The 22,426-nt window shown below is 48.9% G+C and carries 18 protein-coding genes; 10 read left to right on the top strand and 8 right to left on the bottom strand.

Annotated elements, in window-relative coordinates; translation table 11 throughout:
• Positions 1-74: 74 nt before the first annotated feature.
• Positions 75-1,355: a serine/threonine transporter gene (locus Q4491_RS01930; protein ID WP_192015347.1), complete on the top strand. Its 1,281-nt coding sequence runs from the start codon at positions 75-77 to the stop codon at positions 1,353-1,355.
• Positions 1,356-1,534: 179 nt separating this feature from the next.
• Entirely contained in the window at positions 1,535-2,896 is a 1,362-nt protein-coding gene (locus tag Q4491_RS01925; RefSeq protein WP_120511151.1) for an L-serine ammonia-lyase, read from the top strand.
• A gap of 296 nt (positions 2,897-3,192) precedes the next feature.
• Here the strand turns inward: Q4491_RS01925 and Q4491_RS01920 are convergent, their stop codons facing one another.
• The 3 genes from Q4491_RS01920 to nfsA all read right to left on the bottom strand — a co-directional run bounded on the left by Q4491_RS01920 (position 3,193) and on the right by nfsA (position 6,390).
• The gene (locus Q4491_RS01920; RefSeq protein ID WP_192015346.1) at positions 3,193-3,786 is read right to left on the bottom strand and encodes an acetate uptake transporter; all 594 of its coding nucleotides are present in this window, start codon (positions 3,784-3,786) and stop codon (positions 3,193-3,195) included.
• Positions 3,787-4,219: 433 nt separating this feature from the next.
• On the bottom strand, positions 4,220-5,437 hold the full coding sequence (locus Q4491_RS01915) for a hypothetical protein (protein ID WP_303453848.1): 1,218 nt from the start codon (positions 5,435-5,437) through the stop codon (positions 4,220-4,222).
• A gap of 227 nt (positions 5,438-5,664) precedes the next feature.
• Positions 5,665-6,390, bottom strand: coding sequence for an oxygen-insensitive NADPH nitroreductase (gene nfsA / locus Q4491_RS01910; RefSeq protein WP_303453845.1), 726 nt, complete (start codon positions 6,388-6,390; stop codon positions 5,665-5,667).
• Positions 6,391-6,674: 284 nt separating this feature from the next.
• On the opposite strand from nfsA, the gene Q4491_RS01905 reads away from it, so the two are divergent.
• From Q4491_RS01905 to Q4491_RS01885, 5 genes are all read left to right on the top strand, one after another.
• Entirely contained in the window at positions 6,675-7,655 is a 981-nt protein-coding gene (locus tag Q4491_RS01905; protein ID WP_192015343.1) for a porin, read from the top strand.
• Between the two features lie 199 nt (positions 7,656-7,854).
• Positions 7,855-8,118, top strand: a complete 264-nt coding sequence (locus Q4491_RS01900) for a GrxA family glutaredoxin (RefSeq protein WP_192015342.1) — start codon at positions 7,855-7,857, stop codon at positions 8,116-8,118.
• A 162-nt stretch (positions 8,119-8,280) separates the two neighbouring features.
• A complete protein-coding gene (locus Q4491_RS01895; protein ID WP_192015341.1) occupies positions 8,281-9,963 on the top strand; it encodes an aspartate:alanine antiporter in 1,683 nt (560 codons plus the stop codon).
• 176 nt (positions 9,964-10,139) lie between these two features.
• Positions 10,140-10,814 carry a response regulator gene (locus tag Q4491_RS01890; RefSeq protein ID WP_192015385.1) on the top strand — a complete coding sequence of 225 codons (675 nt, stop codon included), beginning with the start codon at positions 10,140-10,142 and terminating at the stop codon, positions 10,812-10,814.
• A complete protein-coding gene (locus Q4491_RS01885) occupies positions 10,811-12,163 on the top strand; it encodes an ATP-binding protein (protein ID WP_237796048.1) in 1,353 nt (450 codons plus the stop codon). Before Q4491_RS01890 ends, Q4491_RS01885 begins: the two co-directional genes overlap by 4 nt.
• Positions 12,164-12,282: 119 nt before the next feature.
• Here the strand turns inward: Q4491_RS01885 and fabV are convergent, their stop codons facing one another.
• The 4 genes from fabV to Q4491_RS01865 form a co-directional block, all read right to left on the bottom strand.
• The gene (gene fabV / locus Q4491_RS01880) at positions 12,283-13,485 is read right to left on the bottom strand and encodes an enoyl-ACP reductase FabV (protein WP_192015339.1); all 1,203 of its coding nucleotides are present in this window, start codon (positions 13,483-13,485) and stop codon (positions 12,283-12,285) included.
• A 289-nt stretch (positions 13,486-13,774) separates the two neighbouring features.
• Positions 13,775-16,048 carry an acyl-CoA dehydrogenase gene (locus Q4491_RS01875; RefSeq protein WP_303453834.1) on the bottom strand — a complete coding sequence of 758 codons (2,274 nt, stop codon included), beginning with the start codon at positions 16,046-16,048 and terminating at the stop codon, positions 13,775-13,777.
• Between the two features lie 68 nt (positions 16,049-16,116).
• Positions 16,117-16,788, bottom strand: coding sequence for a TetR/AcrR family transcriptional regulator (locus Q4491_RS01870; RefSeq protein WP_192015337.1), 672 nt, complete (start codon positions 16,786-16,788; stop codon positions 16,117-16,119).
• Between the two features lie 579 nt (positions 16,789-17,367).
• Positions 17,368-18,204 (bottom strand): NAD-dependent epimerase/dehydratase family protein, encoded by an 837-nt coding sequence (locus Q4491_RS01865; RefSeq protein ID WP_303453827.1) that lies wholly within the window; start codon positions 18,202-18,204, stop codon positions 17,368-17,370.
• A gap of 310 nt (positions 18,205-18,514) precedes the next feature.
• Here Q4491_RS01865 and Q4491_RS01860 point away from each other — a divergent pair, with 310 nt between their 5' ends.
• Positions 18,515-19,369 (top strand): MurR/RpiR family transcriptional regulator, encoded by an 855-nt coding sequence (locus Q4491_RS01860; RefSeq protein WP_046219713.1) that lies wholly within the window; start codon positions 18,515-18,517, stop codon positions 19,367-19,369.
• A 284-nt stretch (positions 19,370-19,653) separates the two neighbouring features.
• Positions 19,654-21,099, top strand: a complete 1,446-nt coding sequence (gene pyk, locus Q4491_RS01855; RefSeq protein WP_192015336.1) for a pyruvate kinase — start codon at positions 19,654-19,656, stop codon at positions 21,097-21,099.
• A gap of 113 nt (positions 21,100-21,212) precedes the next feature.
• Here pyk and rimJ read toward each other — a convergent pair whose 3' ends face one another.
• Complete coding sequence (gene rimJ, locus Q4491_RS01850; protein ID WP_225445108.1) at positions 21,213-21,797, bottom strand: ribosomal protein S5-alanine N-acetyltransferase; 585 nt, start codon at positions 21,795-21,797, stop codon at positions 21,213-21,215.
• Positions 21,798-21,906: 109 nt separating this feature from the next.
• Here rimJ and Q4491_RS01845 point away from each other — a divergent pair, with 109 nt between their 5' ends.
• Positions 21,907-22,392 (top strand): methylated-DNA--[protein]-cysteine S-methyltransferase, encoded by a 486-nt coding sequence (locus Q4491_RS01845; protein WP_192015335.1) that lies wholly within the window; start codon positions 21,907-21,909, stop codon positions 22,390-22,392.
• Positions 22,393-22,426: the final 34 nt, after the last annotated feature.

Genomic DNA, 22,426 nt, shown 5'->3' with positions numbered 1-22,426 from the left:
CAGATCATTTTTTCATGCCCTAAATAAGCGAAAATACCCAGATTCCTGTTCCCTATTAAATGTTGGACTAACTTATGCAAACGAAAACTGCATCTGTATCTGCTGCATCCGCTGCTGCCAAAAGCCGCTGGACTGCACAAGATACGACCTGGGTGCTTTCCCTTTTTGGTACGGCAGTTGGTGCCGGTATCCTGTTTCTGCCAATCAATGCGGGTATGAGTGGCTTCTGGCCACTGCTGGCGATGACACTGCTGATTGGCCCGATGACTTACTTCGCTCACCGCGGTCTGGCGCGTTTTGTCCTGTCTTCCGCGAAACCCGGCAGTGACATTACTGAAGTGGTGGAAGAACATTTTGGCGCCCGTGCCGGTAAATTAATCACCCTGCTCTACTTCTTTGCTATTTACCCGATTGTGCTGATTTATGGTGTCGGTATCACCAATACTGTCGATTCCTTCATGGTCAACCAGCTTGGTATGGCATCCATGCCACGGGCTTTACTGTCCATCATTTTGATTCTGGGCATGATGTCCGTCATGATTGCCGGTGAAAAACTGATGCTGAAAGTCACTCAGTTTCTGGTTTATCCTCTGGTAGGTATTTTGCTGTTTATGTCGGTATATCTGATCCCTGAGTGGAATCTGTCTTCCGTCAGCCTGAGCACCATGCCTTCATTGGGTGATTTTGCGGTCACCTTGTGGATTACCATTCCTGTACTGGTATTTTCGTTTAACCACAGTCCTATTATCTCGGCTTTCTCGCAGGCGCAAGCGCGCGAACATGGCGAGCTGGCAGAAGAGAAAGCGTCCCGTATTCTGGCGCGATCTGCCGTTATGCTGCTGGGCTTTGTGATGTTCTTCGTGTTCTCGTGCGTACTGAGCCTGAGCCCTCAGGATCTGGCGCAAGCAAAAGCGGAAAACCTGGCTATTCTGTCTTACCTGGCCAACAAGCATGACAGTCCATTTATTTCATATCTGGGCCCGGTTGTAGCATTTGTAGCTATCGTTTCATCTTTCTTCGGTCATTATCTGGGTGCGCGAGAAGGTCTGAATGGTCTAGTTTCTAAACAATTAAAGTCGGCTGGTAAGCAAGTTAACGAAAAGAATATTGACAAATTTACCGTTGTCTTCATGATTGCTACTATCTGGTTGGTCGCGACAGTTAATCCTAGTATTCTTGGGATGATTGAAACATTAGGCGGCCCGATTATTGCGACAATCTTGTTCCTGATGCCTATGTATGCCGTACATAAAGTACCGGCAATGCAGAAGTACAAGGGCGCGGTAAGCAACGTATTTGTCACACTCATGGGTCTGATCGCGATTTCAGCCATTATGTACGGGCTATTTTTCTAACATCTCGCCCGTATTGCATTACTGACAAAATACGTAAAAGAACCGATACTTAAGAGCAGGGGAGCTTTCAGCACCTGCTCTTTTGTTTTGACTATACTCGCCAAGGAAGGGGCGGGAGTTCATAAAAAGATAACAGTCACGGCCGAGGCAAGATCGCTTCCCCGACTGAGGTACTACGCATGATCAGTATTTTTGATATCTTCAAAATTGGTGTGGGTCCTTCCAGTTCACACACTGTAGGTCCGATGAAAGCAGGTAAAGAGTTTGTCGATAACCTGCGTGAAATGGGCAAAATCAATGATGTGACAAAAGTCACCGTTGATGTGTATGGCTCTCTGTCTCTGACAGGTAAAGGCCACCACACAGACATTGCCATTATCATGGGCCTGGCTGGCAACAGCCCTGAAACTGTTGATATCGACAGCATCCCTGGGTTTATCGCCAGCGTTGGTGAAACCGAGCGTCTTCCAATTGCAGGTAATATTCATACCGTTGATTTCCCACGTGATGGCGGGATGAATTTCCATAACACCAACCTTTCCCTGCACGAGAATGGCATGAGTATTCATGCATGGGCTGGTGAAGACAAAATTTACAGCAAGACCTATTACTCTATCGGTGGCGGCTTCATTGTTGATGAAGAAAACTTCGGTAAAGAAGAAGAGTCTGAAATCAAAGTCCCGTACCCGTTTACCTCGGCACAAGAACTGGTTCAGCACTGCAAAGAAAGCGGTCGCTCAATGAGCTCTATCGTCATGGCAAACCAACGTGCCATGAACACTGAAGACGAAATTAAAGATTACTTCGCCAAAATCTGGAAAACCATGCAGGACTGTATGGACCGTGGCATGAACGAAGAAGGCATTTTGCCTGGCCCACTGCGTGTGCCTCGCCGTGCTGCCGCACTTCGCCAGCAGCTCATCACCTCTGAGCGTACCAACACCGACCCGATGACAGTGGTTGACTGGGTGAACATGTACGCTTTTGCAGTGAATGAAGAAAACGCAGCAGGCGGCCGGGTGGTCACCGCGCCAACTAACGGTGCTTGCGGTATTATCCCGGCAGTACTGGCTTACTATGATAAATTCATTCAGCCGGTCAGCGAAAAAGAATATATCCGTTACTTTGCCGCTTCTGGCGCAATCGGCGGTCTGTATAAGCGTAATGCTTCTATCTCTGGTGCTGAAGTAGGCTGTCAGGGTGAAGTGGGTGTCGCTTGTTCAATGGCCGCTGCCGGTCTGGCTGAGCTGATGGGCGCAAGCCCTGAGCAGGTCTGTATGGCCGCGGAAATCGCCATGGAACATAACCTGGGTCTGACATGCGACCCGGTGGCTGGCCAGGTGCAGGTACCTTGTATCGAACGAAACGGTATCGCAGCAGTTAAATCCATCAATGCTTCACGTATGGCTTTGCGTCGTGCTTCCGAGCCTCGGGTATCGCTGGATAAAGTGATCGAGACCATGCTGGAAACCGGTAAAGACATGAATGCCAAGTATCGCGAAACCTCCCAGGGGGGATTGGCGATTAAAGTGATCTGCTGATCCTAAAGGACAATCAGATTGATACATTAAAGGAGGCTTAAGCCTCCTTTTTTATTCCCTGTGTTAACGATCCTCTGCATTCCCGCTCTCAACAACCTGCCCATTAGCCTGCGTTCTTTGGCTTACAACACATTAAACCTGCCATTATTTCACCTGCAGCCTAAGGTCTCACCGCAGCCGGGCTAACGGCGTCCGGCTTTCTTCATCGCTGCGATGCAACACCAGTCAGCAACCGGCATAAAAAAACCCCGTACCTCACGGCACGGGGTAAGCAGTAAATATAGAATTGAACAAAGTTATGCCGCTGCTTTCAGAGGCTCCACAGCAGCCACTTTACGCTCACCAATTGGCAGAACAGTACGGCCGAACTCATTGTTCAGTACCTGGGCCATCGCAAAATAAATCGCACTCGCGCCACAGATGATGCCTTCAAAACCCGCAATGGTACCAATCAGGGTGCTGCCGGTGAAATCACGTGCAGCCAACAGGAAGAACAACACAGTCAAAGAAGCAAATACAAATTGTTTGGCGCGCGGGTAATTGAGTGAACCAACAAACATAAAGGCAGTAAAGACGCCCCACAGCAGCAGATACCATGCCATGAACTCTGCAGGTGCAGCAGGCAGCCCCATGTACGGCATCACAATCAGACCAACCAGTGTCAGCCAGAACAGACCGTAAGAGGTGAAAGAGGTAGTACCGAATGTATCACCACGCTTAAAACACATCATGCCGACAAGAATCTGAGCCAGACCGCCATAAAAAATCCCCATAGCCAGAATCATAGAGTTCAGTGGGAAAAAGCCTGCATTGTGGATGTTCAGCAAAATGGTGGTCATACCAAAGCCCATCAATCCCAAAGGTGCTGGATTTGCAAAATTCGTAGACATTTTATTCCCCTACAGGAAAACTTAAATAAAAGTGATATTAATTAAAATAATTGCGCAATCTGGCGCGGCGCGAATTCTAATCTATGTCCTGAGGGAAAACAATGTCTCAGCCGTACAAAAACCAACCATCAGACAAAAAAGCATGATTAACCAGAAAAAAGTAAATACGAAAAATATGTCAAAACCCATGAAAGATGTAACATAATACATCAAAAGCTATCAACAGCCTGTAGTCACTGACCATTTTAACAGCGGTTCTATTGTAAATAGCGTTTGAATAACGAAGCATAAACTCCTGTTTTTATAGTCAGAATCAGATAGCCTAGCAAAGAGAGTCATGGTGATATCAAACAATCACCGAAGAAATTGTGTACAAAAAAACCGCTGTCGCTGCAGCGGTTTTTTACTCAGATGTAACCGTATGACGAAGGCGCTACTGCATGACGGCAGATCCGGTTTCGCCAGTATCGCTCGGCGGCGCAGTTAAGGTGGCATTGGAGTCGGGTGCTTCGCTCGGCGCCGGTAAAGACACTGAAGGCAGCGTCTCCTTGCTAGCAGACAGTTTAGACTGCAACAGGCTTATCTGACGCTGCTGACTCATTACCAATGCATTAAGATCGCGGATGTACTTATCTTTATCCTTCAGCACCTCATCTGCCGGCGGCTTGCTGGCTGTGGCCTCCCTGACATTGATAGCACCATCAATGATTAATCTGGCCTGTTCCTGAATGGGTTGATCACGCAAATCTTCCTCTTTCAAAGCTTTGGAGATTCTCAGCAGCTTATTTTCGAAATCCAGAATATAAGACTCGTAATCATCTTTACTTAAATCGCGTAAGCGCTGCACTTCCAGCGAAATATGCTGAGCATGGGCAAGCTCAAACTGTACCGCACTCGCCGCCTGCTGTATGGCATCAAAATCGCGGGGGGTACGCTCAATTAATGCTTTACCGGCTTCGATACGCTGCTCAATCTGTGCGTAGCTGTTTGGCGCATAGTCATTCACATCCTGACGACGCAGTTCAATCATCATGGCTTCCAGCGGCGCAATATAGATTTTTTTGATCGTTTTAACTTCCAGACTATGGCTGCGCGAAAGGAACTCGTCCTGCTCCTCTCTCGCATCACTCAGCTCATCATCTTCTACCAGGGTAAACAAGCTGGCATACAGGCGATGCAAGCGTGTGTACTCGCTTCGGTAGTACTGCCTGGCATCCAGAGAATCCAGATACTGCATCTGGGTTATCGCAGGAGACAGCACATCGTCGGCGACCTTCTGTAGCTGCTTCAATTGATTCAAAGAGACTTCAACCTGATTCAGCTCTAACTGTATCTGCTGTAAATACGTGGTAGAAGAAAATAAAGAGTAACTTTTATACGCCGTCGACGGCGTTGCGGTGATCTCTTGATAAATTTTTTCTGCATTTTCCCAGCTGGTTATCATGAGCTGATAAGCATCCGGTGAATAAATGGCCAGTTCGCTGGTATGTTGCATTGACTGCTGCCAGTGCCGGTAAGCAGACAATACCCGCTGAAATTCTCCCTGTTCAGAGATAGCAGTATCCGACTCACTCATTTCAGGCGTGCTTGAGCAAGCACCCAGTAACACGGCAAAAAACACCATCAGGGCTGAAAGGCCCGTTCTTTTCATAAAAAATTCCGTAATAATTTGATTTTACAGCCAATCCACTCACAATTATGGAAAGCTATGTCTGTAAAGCGGCAGAAGTCCTACCAGTATGAAATGACACTCCCCCAGCATCAGCATGATAAGTACTCGTTTAGGCCACTTTCTTATTAAATTACAAGCAGAAAGTGGCCCTTTATACAAATCGGTAAGGCAAAAATGAGTGAATACTCAAATAGTTTAACTGATGCCTACCTGGTACTAAAGCCTTTACTGGTAAGGAAATCCTTCATAAAGGGCCGGGCTTCTTTGGTTAAAGTCGCGGTAATCTGTTCTGACCAGCTCATATCTTTATTGCCGCCAGTTCGCGACTGGTAATACTGGCGCACTTTTTCGTCATATTCTGCCAGCTGATGGCGATCCAGCTCCTGCTGATAGCTGTTTTGATGAATGACCAACGACTGCGGCAGACGCGGCTTAGATTCAGGATTTTGATCCGGATAGCCCAGGCACAGTCCAAAAACGGGCATGACTTGCTTAGGCATATCAAGCAATGCAGCCACCTCTGCCGGATTATTTCTGATCCCGCCAATATAGACCCCACCCAAACCCAAAGATTCAGCCGCTAACAAACAATTTTGTGCCATGAGCGCAGCATCGACGGCACCAATCAGCGTCTGCTCAGTAAAACCAAGCTGTGCTTCAGGATGAATTTGCAAATGGCGGTGGAAATCCACACAGAACACTAAAAATTCTGCCGCTGAAGCAACATAGGGCTGATCACCGGCCAGATGGGCCATCTGAGTGCGTTTGTCTGTATCAACCACCCGTATCACGCTCACGCATTGGATGAAACTGGAAGACGAGGCTGCAATTGCGCAGTCAAGCAGGGTCGAAAGTACATCCGCCTGAATAGGTTCAGAGGTAAAACGTCGTATAGAACGGTGTGCCAGTATCGTATCAATTGTCTGATTCATTATTCTCTTCATCCTACGGTTCAGCTTGAAAACACCATCATTTGCTTGCCAATAACAAAGATTATCTGGGGCAATTTATGCACTCTATCATAAACAACCAGATGATCTAGATTGCACACTCTGACTGGCCGGTAAGCATGCAAGTGGAGTAATTCATTGATAAATAATGTTTCGCTTTCATCAAAGTGACTTTTGAACAACATTTTTTTGTCATATTCACCTTCTATCCTGCAGCCCATCAAAACAGCAATGAAGCACTTGATACCTACCTAGGGGAAAAAGAAATGAAAAAAACTGTTTTAGCATCGGCATTGATTACTGCTTTTGTTTCTGGCTCAGCTGCTGCTGCAAACGTTTATGACAAGGATGGGGCAACCGTTGATTTGTATGGCCGTGCAGTAGGTATGTACTACAGCTCGGATGACAACAGCGAAAAAGGCGATCAAAGCTATTTCCGCTTTGGTGCCAAAGCGAAGTCTGAAATTAACAGCAACCTTTACGGTGTCGGCCTGTACGAAACTGAAGTGAACGCCTCTTCTAAAGACGAAGGTCTTGAAACACGTAAAGCTTATGCCGGTCTGGGCGGTAACTTCGGTGAAGCCACCTACGGTCGTCAGGAAGGGTCGTTTACCCTGATTTCTGATTACACCGATACCCTGGAAGAATTCGGTGCAGATGCAAGTGGTACAGGTACCGACCGTTTCGGTACAGGTAAGACCAGCTCAGTGCTGAAATATGCTGGCGAATTCAGCGGCCTGACTGTTGAAGCAAGCTACCAGCTGGACAACAACGCCGTTCAGCAAGTAAATGGCGACACATCAACCTCTTACGGTGTTGCTGCCTCTTACGCACTGCCTGTGGGCGTGAAATTTGGTGCCGGTTATAACTCAGGTGAAGGCCTGGATGGCACTGATGATGCAGAAGTGACTGCACTGTCTGTTGCGTACGACGCCAACAACATCTATGCCGCACTGCTGTATAGCATGGGTGAAAACTGGAAAGACAAGTCAGGCGCAGAAACCGGTACTGACTACGACGGCTACGAAGCCGTAGTGGGCTACAACTTTGGTAATGGCTTCTCTGCTCAGGCTGTCTACAACTATCTGGAAGCCGATACAGGCACCACGTCAGATGTTGAGGACTATTTTGTGCTTGGCGCCTACTACAAGTTCAACAAAAACCTGCGTACCTACGCAGAGTACAAAGCCGATCAAATCGACGGTAACGAAGACGTTCTGGCGATGGCTATTCGCTACGACTTCTAACTTCTTGCTCCACTGCCGCCCAAAGCCAGGTCTGTCCAGCCTGGCTTTTTTCATTGCCGCTACCTCAGACATAACAGGTTTACCGCTGATGTAAATAACGCTAACCATCGAAATTTTCTATTGATGCTACTGATAATTCCGACTTTCACCGCCGACAGACTCACGTTATAGTAGCCCCACAAGACAAAGGAGAAGCTCTATGTTCGTAGTAATTTTTGGTCGCCCTGGCTGCCCTTTCTGTGTTCGTGCAAAAGACTTGGCTGACAAGCTGAAAGAAGAACGTGATGATTTCAACTATCGTTACGTAGATATTCACGCAGAAGGCATTTCCAAGGCTGACCTGGAAAAAACCGTGGGTAAGCCCGTTGAAACGGTGCCACAAATCTTCGTTGATCAACAGCATATCGGTGGCTGCACAGAATTCGAAGCGTACGCAAAAGACAACCTTGGACTGTTTCAATAATCACAGTTCAATTGCGCAAATGTGACTCGTTGACAAAAAGGCTGTTTAATCAGCCTTTTTTTGTGTCGCGCACCTCGAATATCGGTATCGTATAGCAGTAGTTTAAGATAAAATTCCGAACCATATCTTTAGTATATTGCGCTGACTTCGGAAAAATTTGTTGTGAACATCGACATTGCTGACCTGCTTCGCCAGAATGATATTCTGCTCCTCTTTGTAGTTCTCGCTGTGGGTCTTACTGTCGGAAAACTTCGTATCGCCAAGTTGCAGATTGGTAATTCCATTGGCGTACTCCTGACTGCGCTCCTCTTCGGTAACGCCGGTTTTACCTTTGATGCTGAAGCCCTCAATATTGGCTTCATGCTATTCATCTTCTGTGTGGGTATTCAGGCCGGGCCAAACTTCTTCGGTATTTTTTTCCGGGACGGTAAACATTATTTACTGCTGGCTTTAGTGGTGCTCTTATCAGCCATCACGATCACACTGACTATGTCACATTACCTGAATCTGGATCTGGGTCTGGCGACCGGCCTCATGGCGGGCTCTCTTACTGCTACGCCGGTTCTGGTCGGTGCCAAAGATGCATTAAGTGGCGGCTTATCGAATCTGTCTGATCCCATGATTGTTCAAGACCTGATTGACAGCCTGAGTGTCGGATACGCCATGTCTTACCTGATTGGCCTGATCAGCCTGATACTGCTGGCCAAGCTGATGCCCAAGCTGCAAAAGCAAGATCTGGCTGAATCCTCGCAACAGATTGCGAAAGAGCGTGGAATAGGTGGCGCCTCACAACGCAAAGTCTACTTACCTATCATACGTGCGTACCGTGTCGGACCTGAACTGATTGACTGGATCGATGGCCGTAACCTGCGTGAACTGGGCATCTATCGCCAGACGGGCTGCTACATTGAGCGTATCCGGCGCCATGGTATTCTTGCCAACCCGGATGGTGATGCCATCCTGCAGGAAGGCGACGAGATTGCCTTAGTGGGTTACCCCGACAGCCACGCACGACTGGATCCCAGCTTCCGCAACGGAAAAGAAGTGTTTGACCGTGATTTGCTCGATCTGCGCATTGTTGAAGAAGAGATCGTGGTCAAGAACGACAATATTGCCGGTAAGCGCTTATCAGAGCTGAATCTGGCCGAATATGGCTGCTTCCTCAACCGTGTGGTACGCGCTCAGATTGAAATGCCGATGGACCACAGTACCCTGCTCAATAAAGGTGACATCCTCCAGGTCAGCGGTGAGAAAAGCCGGGTGCTGGGGCTGGCCGAGCGCATTGGCTTTATCTCTATCCACAGTCAGATTGCTGATCTTCTGGCCTTTTGCTGCTTCTTTATTATGGGGCTGCTTTTCGGTTCCATTACCATGACCTTCGGCCAGATTACCTTTGGTCTGGGTAATGCCGCAGGTCTGTTGCTCGCCGGGATCTCTCTGGGTTTCCTGCGAGCCAATCACCCGACGTTCGGCTATGTTCCGCAGGGCGCACTCAATATGGCCAAAGATCTCGGTTTGATGGTGTTCATGGTTGGTATTGGCCTGAGTGCCGGTTCTAACCTGTTTGAATCGATTACGCAAATTGGTCCGAGCGTATTTTTAGTCAGCATGATGGTGAGCGTGATTCCCGTGATGCTTGCCTACCTTTTCGGCGCGTATGTACTGGATATGAACCGTGCACTGCTGTTTGGTGCCATTATCGGCGCCCGTACCTGCGCCCCGGCGATGGACATGATCAATGAGCATGCCCGCAGTACTATTCCTGCTCTGGGTTATGCAGGCACCTACGCCATAGCTAACGTTCTGCTCACAATAGCAGGTACGCTGATTATTATTCTCAGCTAGCACCTCCCCACACGGCTGACACTGGCATTTGGCAGAGTCAGCCGTTATTCAGATGATAGGTGGTATAATCTCTCACAATTAACCGGTGAAAATTGTACCCGCCAGCCCCCTTTGCTATAAAGCGTGCTTTCTGGTATTCGCAACTCTATTCCACAGTTTCAGGTAACTTTATTATGATGCGCATCCTGATAGTCGAAGACGATCCGATCCTGTGCCACCATCTGAAAACTCAGCTCAGTGAGCTGGGCAATCAAGTTCAGTGTGCCAATACGGCCGAAGAAGGCCTGTTCTATGCTGATAACTACCCCAATGATGTCGCTATCGTCGATATAGGTCTGCCCGACCGTGACGGTATCACTCTGATTCGTGAAATCCGTGATAAAGGCTTACGACTGCCAATCCTGATTCTGACAGCACGTTCTAACTGGCAGGATAAAGTCACGGGACTGGAAGCTGGTGCCGATGATTATCTGGTGAAACCTTTCCAGAGAGAAGAGCTGGTGGCCCGGCTGAGTGCGTTGGTTCGCCGTAGTGCAGGGTTTATAAAGCCCGAGATGATCGCCGGAGAAATCCGTGTCGACCTGCTGGCGAAACAGGTTTTTGTCAGTGAAAACCTGCTCGACCTCACCGCTTTTGAGTACGAACTGCTGGAATACCTGATGCGCCACAGCCGCCAGGTGGTCTCCAAGCAGCGACTGCTGGACGTGTTGTATGAAGATCAGGAAGGCGATCCTAATACCATCGAGGTCATGATCAGCCGTCTGCGCAAAAAAATCAGCCAGACCGGACAGGATAACCCCATTTCGACCATTCGCGGTCAGGGATACATCTTTGAGCTTACCGCGCAATGAATCTGGCTATTCTCCCGCGTTTGCGCCATCGGGTAATGATCACATCCATTGCGATCATTGCCCTGATTACCTCGGCCCTGGCCTGGGTGATCAATGAACTCTACAGCCAGAGTTACATGGCTGCCTATTCCACGGATCTTGTTGCACAAATGCCGTTAGTCGTTGCCCAGCTTAACCGGGCAGGATTAATCAAAGACGTTGATAAATGGATTGACTCCTTGGATCCATCCGCGACGGATTACATGTCGGTCCTTTGTGATCGCAATGATAATACGATGTGGTTATCAGATGAGGCAAAAGCCGCGGGGCTGACCAGTATTTGCAGCAGCCTGCCGGATGCAATGCAAACCCCCACCCTGGTCAAGGCTGATAACACAAAGAGCTATATCGCTTACGATATCAGCCGTGACCGCGAGAATGGCAATGCTTACCAGCTGGTTGTCCTGCGCTCAGGTACGGCCTATGAACAGTCCCTGAGCCGGCTTCACAACCGAACCGCCCTCTATCTCGGCTTGTTTGTATTGATCGCCGTTGCCTTTCTCATCGCCGCATTTCACTGGAGCTTTCAGCCGTTGCGAAAACTGGCCACTCAGCTCAATCAGGTCACGGACGCCAAACGCGAGCAGCTGGACAGTGATTTTCCTACTGAGTTGCAGGACGTGACACAGTCACTTAATCGTCTCATCCGGATCAGTAACGACAAGACCGCCCGCTACCGCCACGCGATGGACGATCTGGCACACAGCCTGAAAACCCGTCTGGCCGCCGCCAATGCCTTGCTGGATGATCATTCCCTGCCCCGCTGCGATCTCAATCAGCGCATGCTGGAACAAATCAGTCAGATGGACGATCTGGTTCAGTATCAGTTAAAACGTGCTTTAATGGGACAACAAGGTCTGCAGAAAGATAAGACCCTGCTCAACCCAGTCGTGGAAAGCTTTGAGCGGATGCTGAAGAAGATTTACAGCACCAAACAGGTCACACTGAAACGCCAGTACAGCACGGGCTTGTGCCTCCCTCTGAACCGCACCGATTTGATGGAACTGCTGGGAAATCTGCTGGAAAACGCCTTCAGGTTCTGTATCAGTGAGATTCGCCTCAGCGCCGCGCAACAGCAGGGAAAATTGATTATCCGTATTGAGGATGACGGTCCCGGTGTCAGCGATGATATGCGGGAAGCCATTTTCCAACGGGGGATCCGGGCTGATCAGCGCAATCCGGGACAAGGAATTGGCCTGTCTGTGTGCCACGATATTGTTTCCTGTTACGGCGGTCGTATTTACGTGGAAAAAGCCAGCATTGAAGGGGCAGCCTTCGTGATTGAGCTACCAGATGACAAGAGCAGTTAACGCCCTTTAATTCATGCGCCGTTTATACGCTGTTTTCGCTGCGCGGAAATCTCAGCCATAAAAAACCGCCAACATCGGCGGTTTTTTATCACAGCTTTTTTGTAATCACCATAAAGTGATCAGACATCCTGAACGTCGAACTCGACCACAGGATTGACTTCTGCATCATAGTCTACGCCATTCAGACCAAAGCCAAACAATTTCATGAACTCGTCTTTGTACATCTGATAATCTGTCACCTCAAACAAATTCTCATTTGTCACCTGTGGCCACAGCGTTGTGCAGTGCTCCTGGATATCTTCACGCAATTCCCAGTCATCCAAACGCAGGCGGTTGTCGCTGTCCAGCTCAGTGGCTGAACCATCGGCTTTATACAGGCGTTGTGAGAACATACGGAAGATTTGCTCCATACAGCCCTCGTGAACACCTTCTTCGCGCATTTTCTTGAAGACCATTGCAATATACAGTGGCATTACAGGAATCGCCGCACTGGCCTGAGTCACAACACTCTTAAGTACAGCAACGTTTGCCGTACCTTTAATAGCAGCCAGTTTACTGCTCAGCTCACTGGCAGCACGGTCCAGATCCATCTTGGCTTTACCCAGTGCACCATGCCAGTAGATTGGCCAGGTGATTTCAGTACCAATGTAGCTGTATGCAACCGTCTTACAACCTTCAGCCAGCACGCCGGCATCAGCCAGAGCATTGATCCACAGTTCCCAGTCCTGGCCGCCCATGACTTTCACTGTATCTTCAATTTCCTGCTCGCTGGCAGGCTCAATGCTCGCTTCAATCAGGACATCTTTGTTGGTATCAACTGCTGTCGCTGTGTAGGTCTCGCCCATTGGTTTAAGGCTGGAGCGAATCAGCTCGCCTGAATCCGGCATTTTACGCACTGGGGAAGCCAGTGAGTAGACCACCATGTCAATCTGACCCAGATCTTCTTTGATCAGCTCAATCACTTTCTGCTTCATTTCATGCGAGAAAGCATCACCGTTAAGGCTCTTGGAGTACAGACCTTCTGCTTTGGCGAATTTGTCAAACGCTGCAGAGTTATACCAGCCCGCTGAACCCGGCTTTTTCTCTGTACCTTGCTTTTCCAGGAACACGCCGATAGTCGCAGCGCCGGAGCCAAATGCTGCCGCGATACGAGAAGCCAGACCGTAGCCAGTGGAAGAGCCAACCACCAATACACGCTTAGGGCCATTTTCCAGCTTAGGCTGAGACTGGGTGTATTCGATTTGCTCTTTGACGTTTGCTTCACAACCCACTGGGTGAGTCGTTGTACAAATGAATCCACGAATTTTTGGTTTGATGATCATTTCGTTTTCTTCCTTTGTTCTGTTGCCCGTAGGATAAAAGGTTAGTCACTAATTCGCATCAGTTTTATGTTCGAAACCGCTAAAATCGACCAGTGGTTGGAGGTGTTAAGGCAGATTTTTTGATATTGAGCCATGAGTTGCTGAAGAAAACAGCACCCACAGACAATAAGGATACGTCTTAAAAGCCCAGGCCTCTTCAGGATAGCTGAGCCAGTGAAAAAAATGCCGCGCAAATGCGCGGCATATTTAACCACCAGGTTTATTCTTCATTAAGCAATATCATTGCTTATCAGGCGGCTTTCCCTGGCTGTAAGGCGCCCTTTTTAAACGCTTCGGGTGCGAAGCTGTCCACTTGTATCGCACGCGATCTCAACTGGTCAGCATTATGCACTTTCTCAACCTCAGCTTCTGTGATTACCCCCGCATCCAGGGCAATCTTCAGTTTTTCAGCTAATGGTGCCTTACGAGGCACAGTGCCGGCTTTCACCGCTTTCGCCAGTTTACGCTCAATATCGCGCACACCGTACATGGCAACGAAAGCACGCTCCATGATAGCCACAGGATCATTGTCTTTCTCACCGATATAGCAGTTGGTGGTCAGTCGGTCACGCGCGACCCCTGGAGTCATCAGCAATTTGGAAATCGCCAGTTTCAGCTCATCCTTTGGCGCTTCATAGTGAATTCCCAGCGGGAAGGTCAGTGTGCGCAGTACCCGTCCAACCCCTTTGCGCGGGAAGTTATTGAAGACTTCATCAAACGCAACACCGCACTTGTTCAGACAGTGCTGTAACGCGTAATGAACCAAAGGCAGATCTTCTTGCTGACGCCCTTCCATTTCATAACGCTTCAGCACAGCCGATGCCAGATACAGGTGGCTTAACACATCACCCAGACGGGCAGACACCATTTCACGGCGTTTCAGTTCCCCGCCCAGTGACAACATAGAGAAATCTGCCGCTACAGCCAGAGCACGGCTCATGCGGGACAAGTGACGATAGTAATACGCCGTTTCACCCGATACCGGTGTCCGGTTGAGTTTGGAGCCGGTGAAGGCATTGAGCAAGGCTTTGCTGACATTCCCCACCGCAAAACCAATGTGTTTGAACAGCAGTTGATCGAAGTCTTTCGCTGCCTGGTCTGCATCCGGATTCGCAGCGGCTTCCATTTCTTTCAGTACATAAGGGTGGCAACGGGTCGCCCCCTGACCAAAGATCATCAGGTTACGGGTCAGAATGTTTGCCCCTTCAACGGTGATCGCCACAGGCATACCAATATACTGATTTGCCAGATAATTCATCGGCCCGGACTGAATTCCCCGCCCGGCGTGAATATCCATGGCGTCGTTCAGGATAGTACGGGCAATTTCCGTCATGTGGTACTTGGCAATTGCCGTCACTATGCCCGGTTTTTCTTTCATATCCAGAGAAGTGGTCGTCAGCGTACGGGCCGCTTCCAGCATATAAGTCATGCCGCCAATACGTCCCAGGGCTTCGGCAACACCTTCAAAATGACCAATCGACATACCAAACTGCTTACGCACATAAGAATAGGCCCCGGTGCTGCGAGATGTCAGGTGGCCAATGGCCGTCCCCAACGCTGGCAGTGAGATACCACGGCCAGCTGACAGACATTCCACCAGCATACGCCAGCCACGCCCAGCATAGTCTTGACCGCCGATCACCCACTCCATAGGAATAAACACATCCTGACCACGGGTTGGACCATTCATGAAGGCACCACCCAGCGGGTCATGACGCTCACCAATTTCCACACCATCATGGCTGGTTGGAATCAGGGCACAGGTAATGCCGATATCTTTCTGATCACCAATCAGACCTTGCGGATCACGCAGTTTAAAGGCCAGTCCCAGCACAGTGGCAACAGGTGCCAGGGTAATATATCGCTTGTTCCAGCTTACGCGGATACCCAGTACTTCCTTACCTTCATGCTCGCCATAACAAACTTCACCCATATCCGGGATACCGCCGGCATCAGAGCCCGCCTCCGGGCCGGTCAGTGCAAAACACGGGATATCTGTCCCGTCAGCCAGGCGCGGTAACCAGTAATTCTTCTGTTCTTCTGTACCATAGTGACTCAGTAGCTCACCCGGACCCAAAGAATTAGGTACCATGACAGACACGGCGGCGCTTTGGCTTCGGGTTGCAATACGCGTCACAATGGTCGAGTTGGCATGCGCAGAGAACTCGCGACCGCCATACTCTTTGCCAATGATCAATGAGAAGAATTTTTCTTTTCGCAGGTACTCCCACACCTCAGAAGGCAAATCACGATCTTCACGAACAATCTGATTGTCATCCAGCATTTTCAGCAGAGTTTCAAGCTCATTGTCAATAAAAGACTGTTCGTCGTCACTCAGCTTAGGCTTGGGATAATTCAGCAGGGTATTCCAGTCCGGCTTACCGGCGAAAAGCTGACCGTCCCACCAGACACTGCCTGCTTCCATGGCTTCCCGTTCGGTATCAGACAGTGGCGGTAACACTTTCTTAAATACCTTGAAAGCAGGATCACTGATGTAGCGTTGTCTCAGACTTTTATTACTCATGGGTCACGTCCTTTTGTCTTTCTGCCACGTCTTGGCGAGAGTTAACTGTTATATTTTTTTTGCAGGGTTCAGTAAGAGTTCTCTGTCGCAGCTGATACTGGTGCAGGCATCTCTATCGGCGCGGCAACACCCGCAGCAAGATACGGCACCATGCGATCAATCAGATCGGCGGTCGACACAGTACATTTGAAATCATTTTCAGCAATTTCGCGCAGTGCGGTACTGGATGCCATCGTAAAAACGGACGCCCCTAAGGTAAAATGCAAGCGCCAGAACAGGGTTTCCGGATCTAATGACGGATTGGCGCGGCAAACCGCTTTCGTGAACAGGTTTAGCACCGGGTTATAACGCGTTACGATAAACCAGCGTAAGTGGCCCTGAACATCGGTATAACCGCGACCAATCAGGGACATGAAAATAGTGGCACCGCCAGAACGGAAATTGCCGAGCTTCAGCAAAGGTTGCTTGGTACAGCGGAAGACATCTTCCATGCTGAAATCATCTCGGGTCAGCAGCACTTCCAGCTCCTGCTTAAGCGCTGGCATGAATTCTTCCAGGTAGCGGCTCAGCACTGCCCGGATAAGCGTTTTCTTATCACCGTAGTGATAGTTAACAGAGGCCAGGTTGACTCCCGCTTTGCTGGTTATTGTTCGCAGCGACGTTTCTTTGAAGCCATGCTCTGCAAACAAGAGTTCAGCGGCGTCCAGAATGCGGCTTTTTGTATCAGCTTTGACTACCATATTAAGTCACCCGTATTAAACACATGTTTAAACTCTACACCTTGCTAACAGATTTAACAAGCGATGAACAGTATTGAAACGGAGAAGAAAAGAAAAAAATTTAAATAATGCGAAGTACGGTGGGAACCAAGGCTGAATACCGGAGTCATACATAGTGCCACTGCTTTTTCTTAGAAGATTTTCTTCAAAGCCCGTTTTCGTCTGGAAACGGGTTTCTTTCATTTTCACCCTATGACAAACAACCTTAGCCTGAACGTTTCAGCAAGTGCGCGGTTGTTTAAAAAACGGTTTATTTTGTCTTATAGATATCAATTGGTTAGAAAATATTTCAAAAAAAGCGGTGTGACATCGGAACTAAGCGATGAGCGCTCGGTCATAACTAGTGACATTAAGATTAACGAAGTGATTGATAACCGGCCGCCAATGAATGGTTCACTGAACAGCTTTAATCGACAATGCCACTGCTGCTAAACTCCTAATTGTGTTAAGGATAAATTCCTCCCGCTGACTTTTCAGCGGGATTTTTTTTATCTGGCACTCGCAACACCGAGCCTACATGGTGAAGCGCTTGACCCCTCCTCAGAGCTCAGGAGCCAGAGTCATTATATCCTCATAACGCCAGTTCAAACCCAGAGCCTCAACGGTTGCGGATGCATTTATCCACTTCCCCTGCTCGCCACCAGGCTGAAACTCAGGCTGGGCTAATCCTGCCAAACGGGCCATTTCCCGATAATATATTTCCCTGCCGGGGTGCTGTGGCACAGACAAATGCAAAGTCGTCATTGTCGGCCAGCATTCTAAGATTGCTATAACGGCTGATATCACATCATCCAGATGCACCAGGTTGACTGGCGCCCCGCCATTGGCAATGCCTTGTCGTCCGGCCAGAAACTTCACAGGATGCCGTTGAGGGCCAATCAGGCCGGCTAAACGCAACACCACAAGATCATCACCCCATGACTGACGGAGTTGCTGTTCCAGATCAGCATGTACCCTGCCAGATTCTGTCGAAGGAGCAGGCTCGGTTAATTCAGTAACTTCTTCTTCGGCATCCCCGTAAACCGAGGTAGTGCTGATAAAAATCAACCTATGACAACCGGCCGCTTTCGCTGCCTCAGATAACGACAGGATTTTTGTGCTGTATTCATCTGCTGACGTTGTCTGTCTCCCGGGCGGTACATTCAGCACCATGACATCTGCCGCTAAAAATGCGTTCAGCGTCGGCGAGTGCGCCTCGAGCAGTAGCGGCAAACGAACCACAACACCTTTGATACCCTGGCGCTCCAATACTTCAGCGCCCTCTTGAGTCTGCTTTGAACCGAATGTTTCATAACCGGAATGATGCAGGCGCTTGGCCAAAGGCAAACCTAACCAACCGCAGCCACAGACACTGACACGCTTTGCTTTTTCCATCATTACTTCCTTTGAAATTTATTCATTGTCTTTTTGTTGTACATTTAATTCAAACTGTAAATTAATTCCGGGCATTGAAAATAAATAACACAAAGCAGCTTAATACTCGGCATTTCATTGGTTTTTCCCCGTTAAAATCATTTCAAAACTGAAAGGGAAAGTAGATCGTGATCAAACTATAATAAAAAGGAAAAGTGATTTTCAGAGATTTGCTAGGAGGCCAGAAAAGAAAAGTAGTATAGTTTCATCATATTTGGCAGCGTCCCAACGAACTCGCCTATTTTGAAATTCAGCAACGAATCGCGGTTATCGTATGAATACCCTTGAAAAAATCCAAAACAATTTAGAAAACTTTAGTAAGTCAGAGCGTAAGGTTGCTGAAGTTATCATCGCTTCCCCGCAAACCGCCATTCACTCAAGCATTGCGACGCTGGCCAAAATGGCCGATGTCAGCGAGCCAACGGTCAACCGTTTCTGCCGTCGCCTTGATACCAAAGGTTTCCCGGATTTTAAACTCCATCTTGCTCAAAGCCTGGCGAACGGTACTCCCTATGTAAACCGTAACGTTGAAGAAGACGACAGCGCAGAAGCTTACACAGCCAAAATCTTCGAGTCCACCATGGCTTGTCTGGATGTTGCTAAGAGCAGTCTCGATCCGATGCAAGTTAACAGAGCAGTAGACTTGCTGACTCAGGCAAAACGCATTTCATTCTTTGGCTTGGGCGCATCAGCCTCGGTGGCCCATGATGCCATGAATAAGTTCTTCCGCTTCAACATCCCTATTGTCTGTTTTGATGACGTTGTGATGCAGCGTATGAGTGTGATTAACTGCACTGACAATGATGTTGTGGTACTGATCTCTCACACTGGCCGTACCAAGAATCTGGTAGAAATTGCTGAGATGGCACGTGAAAACGGTGCGACTGTTATTGGTATTACCGCCAAAGACTCGCCGCTGGATCGCGAATGCTCACTGTCTATCTGCCTCGATGTTCCAGAAGATACTGACATCTACATGCCTATGGCCAGCCGTGTGGTACAGATGACGGTCATTGATGTGCTCGCAACCGGCTTTACCTTGCGCCGTGGCCCGGGTTTCAGAGAGAACCTGAAACGCGTAAAAGAGACCATCAAAGATTCACGCATTGCAAAAGAAGGGTTATTTTAAACTCAACGACCTGTTTATGATTCTCAGGTTGGAAAAACATCAAAGCATGGTGATATAGCCATGCTTTTTTATACCCTCAGTATTCCCTCTGCGTTTAAAACGGACAATAATACCCGCTTAGCTGAGAATGAAAACGACCAACACGGACGACAAAGTCGTCAATTCATTGTCCTATGTCGCCTTTTTACTACAAGCGCCTGTAATATAATTACAGATAATGCTAACACTATATACCCAAGTTATAACCCATCTCATCGTATCCTTTCGACTATATGGAGAGCTTCATGTCTCAAAGGTTAAGACGTACCAAAATCGTAACTACACTCGGCCCTGCTACCGATCGCGACAACAACCTCGAAGCCATTATTGCGGCCGGCGCCAACGTGGTACGCATGAACTTTTCGCACGGCAGCCCTGACGATCACATTCAACGCACTAAACAAGTCCGTGAAATCGCTGCTAAGCTTGGCCGCCACGTCGCTATACTTGGCGATCTGCAAGGCCCGAAAATCCGAATTTCTACCTTCAAAGACAGCAAAATCAAGCTGGCTATCGGTGACACGTTCACCCTCGACAGCGATTTACCTAAAGGTGAAGGTAATCAGCAAGCGGTTGGTCTGGATTATAAAGAGCTGCCAAAAGATGTCAGCCCTGGCGACTTACTGCTGCTTGATGATGGCCGTGTACAGCTTGAAGTCACGCATGTTGAAGGTAACAAAGTACACACAAAAGTGACTGTTGGTGGCCCTTTATCCAATAACAAAGGCATCAACAAGAAAGGGGGTGGCCTGTCCGCCGAAGCCCTGACTGAAAAAGATAAAGCCGATATCATCACGGCAGCGGCCATGAATGTGGATTATCTGGCGGTTTCGTTCCCCCGCAACGGCGAAGACATGCACTATGCGCGCCGTCTGGCAACCGATGCTGGCCTGAATGCCCGTCTGGTGGCGAAAGTAGAGCGTGCTGAAGCGGTTGCCAGCGAAGAAGCCATGGACGATATTATCATGGCCTCAGACGCTGTGATGGTTGCCCGTGGTGATCTGGGTGTGGAAATTGGTGACCCGGAACTGATCGGCGTGCAAAAGAAGCTGATCCGCCGCGCTCGCAGCCTGAACCGTACTGTCATTACTGCCACTCAGATGATGGAATCCATGATCACCAGCCCGATGCCAACCCGTGCTGAGGTGATGGACGTGGCTAACGCCGTACTCGACGGTACGGATGCGGTAATGTTATCGGCTGAAACCGCTGCAGGTGATTATCCGGTTGAGACAGTCAAAGCCATGGCCAGCGTGTGTCTGGGTGCCGAGAAAGAGCACAGTGTGAACGTGTCTTCTCACCGCATGGACCGCACCTTTGATACCCCGGAAGAAACCATTGCGATGTCAACCATGTATGCCGCCAACCACATGGTCGGTGTCACTGCCATGATCACCCTGACCGAATCCGGTCGTACACCGCTGATGATGTCGCGTATTTCATCCGGCCTGCCAATCTTTGCGTTGTCGCGCAATGAGCAGACACTCAATCGCGCCGCACTGTATCGTGGTGTCACACCTGTCTTTTTCGACCGTGCCGGTGACGCGGGTCTGGATGTTGCCAAACATGCCATTCACGATCTGAAAGAGCTGAATCTGCTGAAAACAGGCGATCTGGTGATTATCACTCAAGGTGACATCATGGACACGGTCGGCAGTACCAACAACATGCGTATCCTGACTGTCGACTGATAAGTCAGAGCAACACGCTGAAACGAAAAAAGCTTGCGGTACTGAGCATACAGTAAACGCAAGCTTTTTTATTTCCGTTTTACCGGCCCACAGTTAATGCGCCCTGTAAACCGTTACTGCGAAGGTTGCGACCAGTCCGGGTTAATACGGGCCGTCAGTATATGATCTTCCCAGCGCCCATTGATTAACAAGTATTCACGAGCCACACCTTCCTGCTCGAAACCCGCCGATTTCAGTACTGCCGCACTGCGCTTATTGCGCGGTATATAAGCCGCCATCACCCGATGAAACTGCTGCACGTCAAACATCCAGCGTATAGCAGCATTCAACGCCCGCCGCATAATACCCTTACCCTGACATTTTTCATCCAGTGAATAACCGACATGGCAGGCGTAAAAAGGGTGGCGCACCAGGTTACTGAAATTAATGACACCGCAGACTTCTTCTGAGCCTTCCATGAAGATAACAAAATAATACGCCAACTGGTGTTTATGAAGTTCTGCCAGTTGTGTCAGACGGCGTTCCCAGCCTTCCACAGTAAAGAAAGCCGGATCCCGAAGCGGTTCCCAAGGCTGGAGAAACTGTTTGTTACGCTGATAATATGACGCTATCTGACGCGCATCTTTATTTGTCACCAGACGCACTGTCAGTTCATCAACTTTTAAGGTTGATGAACGCTGCATGATTGAATGAAACAAGCTGACCTCTGCATACTATACTTTCACTTTAACGCTACCGGCATTTGAGGCGTTCCCCTGTGCCTGGCTGAAGGTAGCCGTTAAGACTCTCTGACCGGTGAAGGCAATTATGTACTACGACCTGATCAACACTGAGCTTGGTCTGATTTATCTGCAGGCCGACGACCAGGGGCTGAAACTGATCACCATTGCCAGTGACGGCTATCAGCCTCCCCCCTGCTGGGTTCATCACCCTAAAAAATTACAAGAGTACACCCTTCAGCTCAAACAATACCTGGAAGGACAGCGTCAGCAATTTTCATTGCGTTTAGCGCCCGATGGCACAGCTTTTCAGCATCAGGTCTGGCAGGCTATCCAGGCCATTCCCTATGGCGAAACACGCACCAGTCAGGAACTGGCTGCCCAGCTCGGTAATAAACAAGCTCATCAGGCGGTGGCACTGGCTAAAAATGTGAATCCCATCCCTATACTCATACCCTGTCACCGCGTGATCTGCCAGAATCCGAGAATCAGTTGCCGTTTTGGGCTGGATTTGATCAACCTTTTACGGGCCCTTGAAAATGGCCACATCCAGTCCAAAATCAGGCCACTTTAGCTGAGTGGCCTTCCGGGTGATTGACGTAGCACAG

Source organism: Photobacterium sp. 2_MG-2023, from assembly GCF_030547675.1.
In the GTDB taxonomy this organism is placed as follows: domain Bacteria; phylum Pseudomonadota; class Gammaproteobacteria; order Enterobacterales; family Vibrionaceae; genus Photobacterium; species Photobacterium arenosum.
Note: the sequence above shows the minus strand (reverse complement) of the source record. Positions and strands in the feature narration are given on the sequence as shown.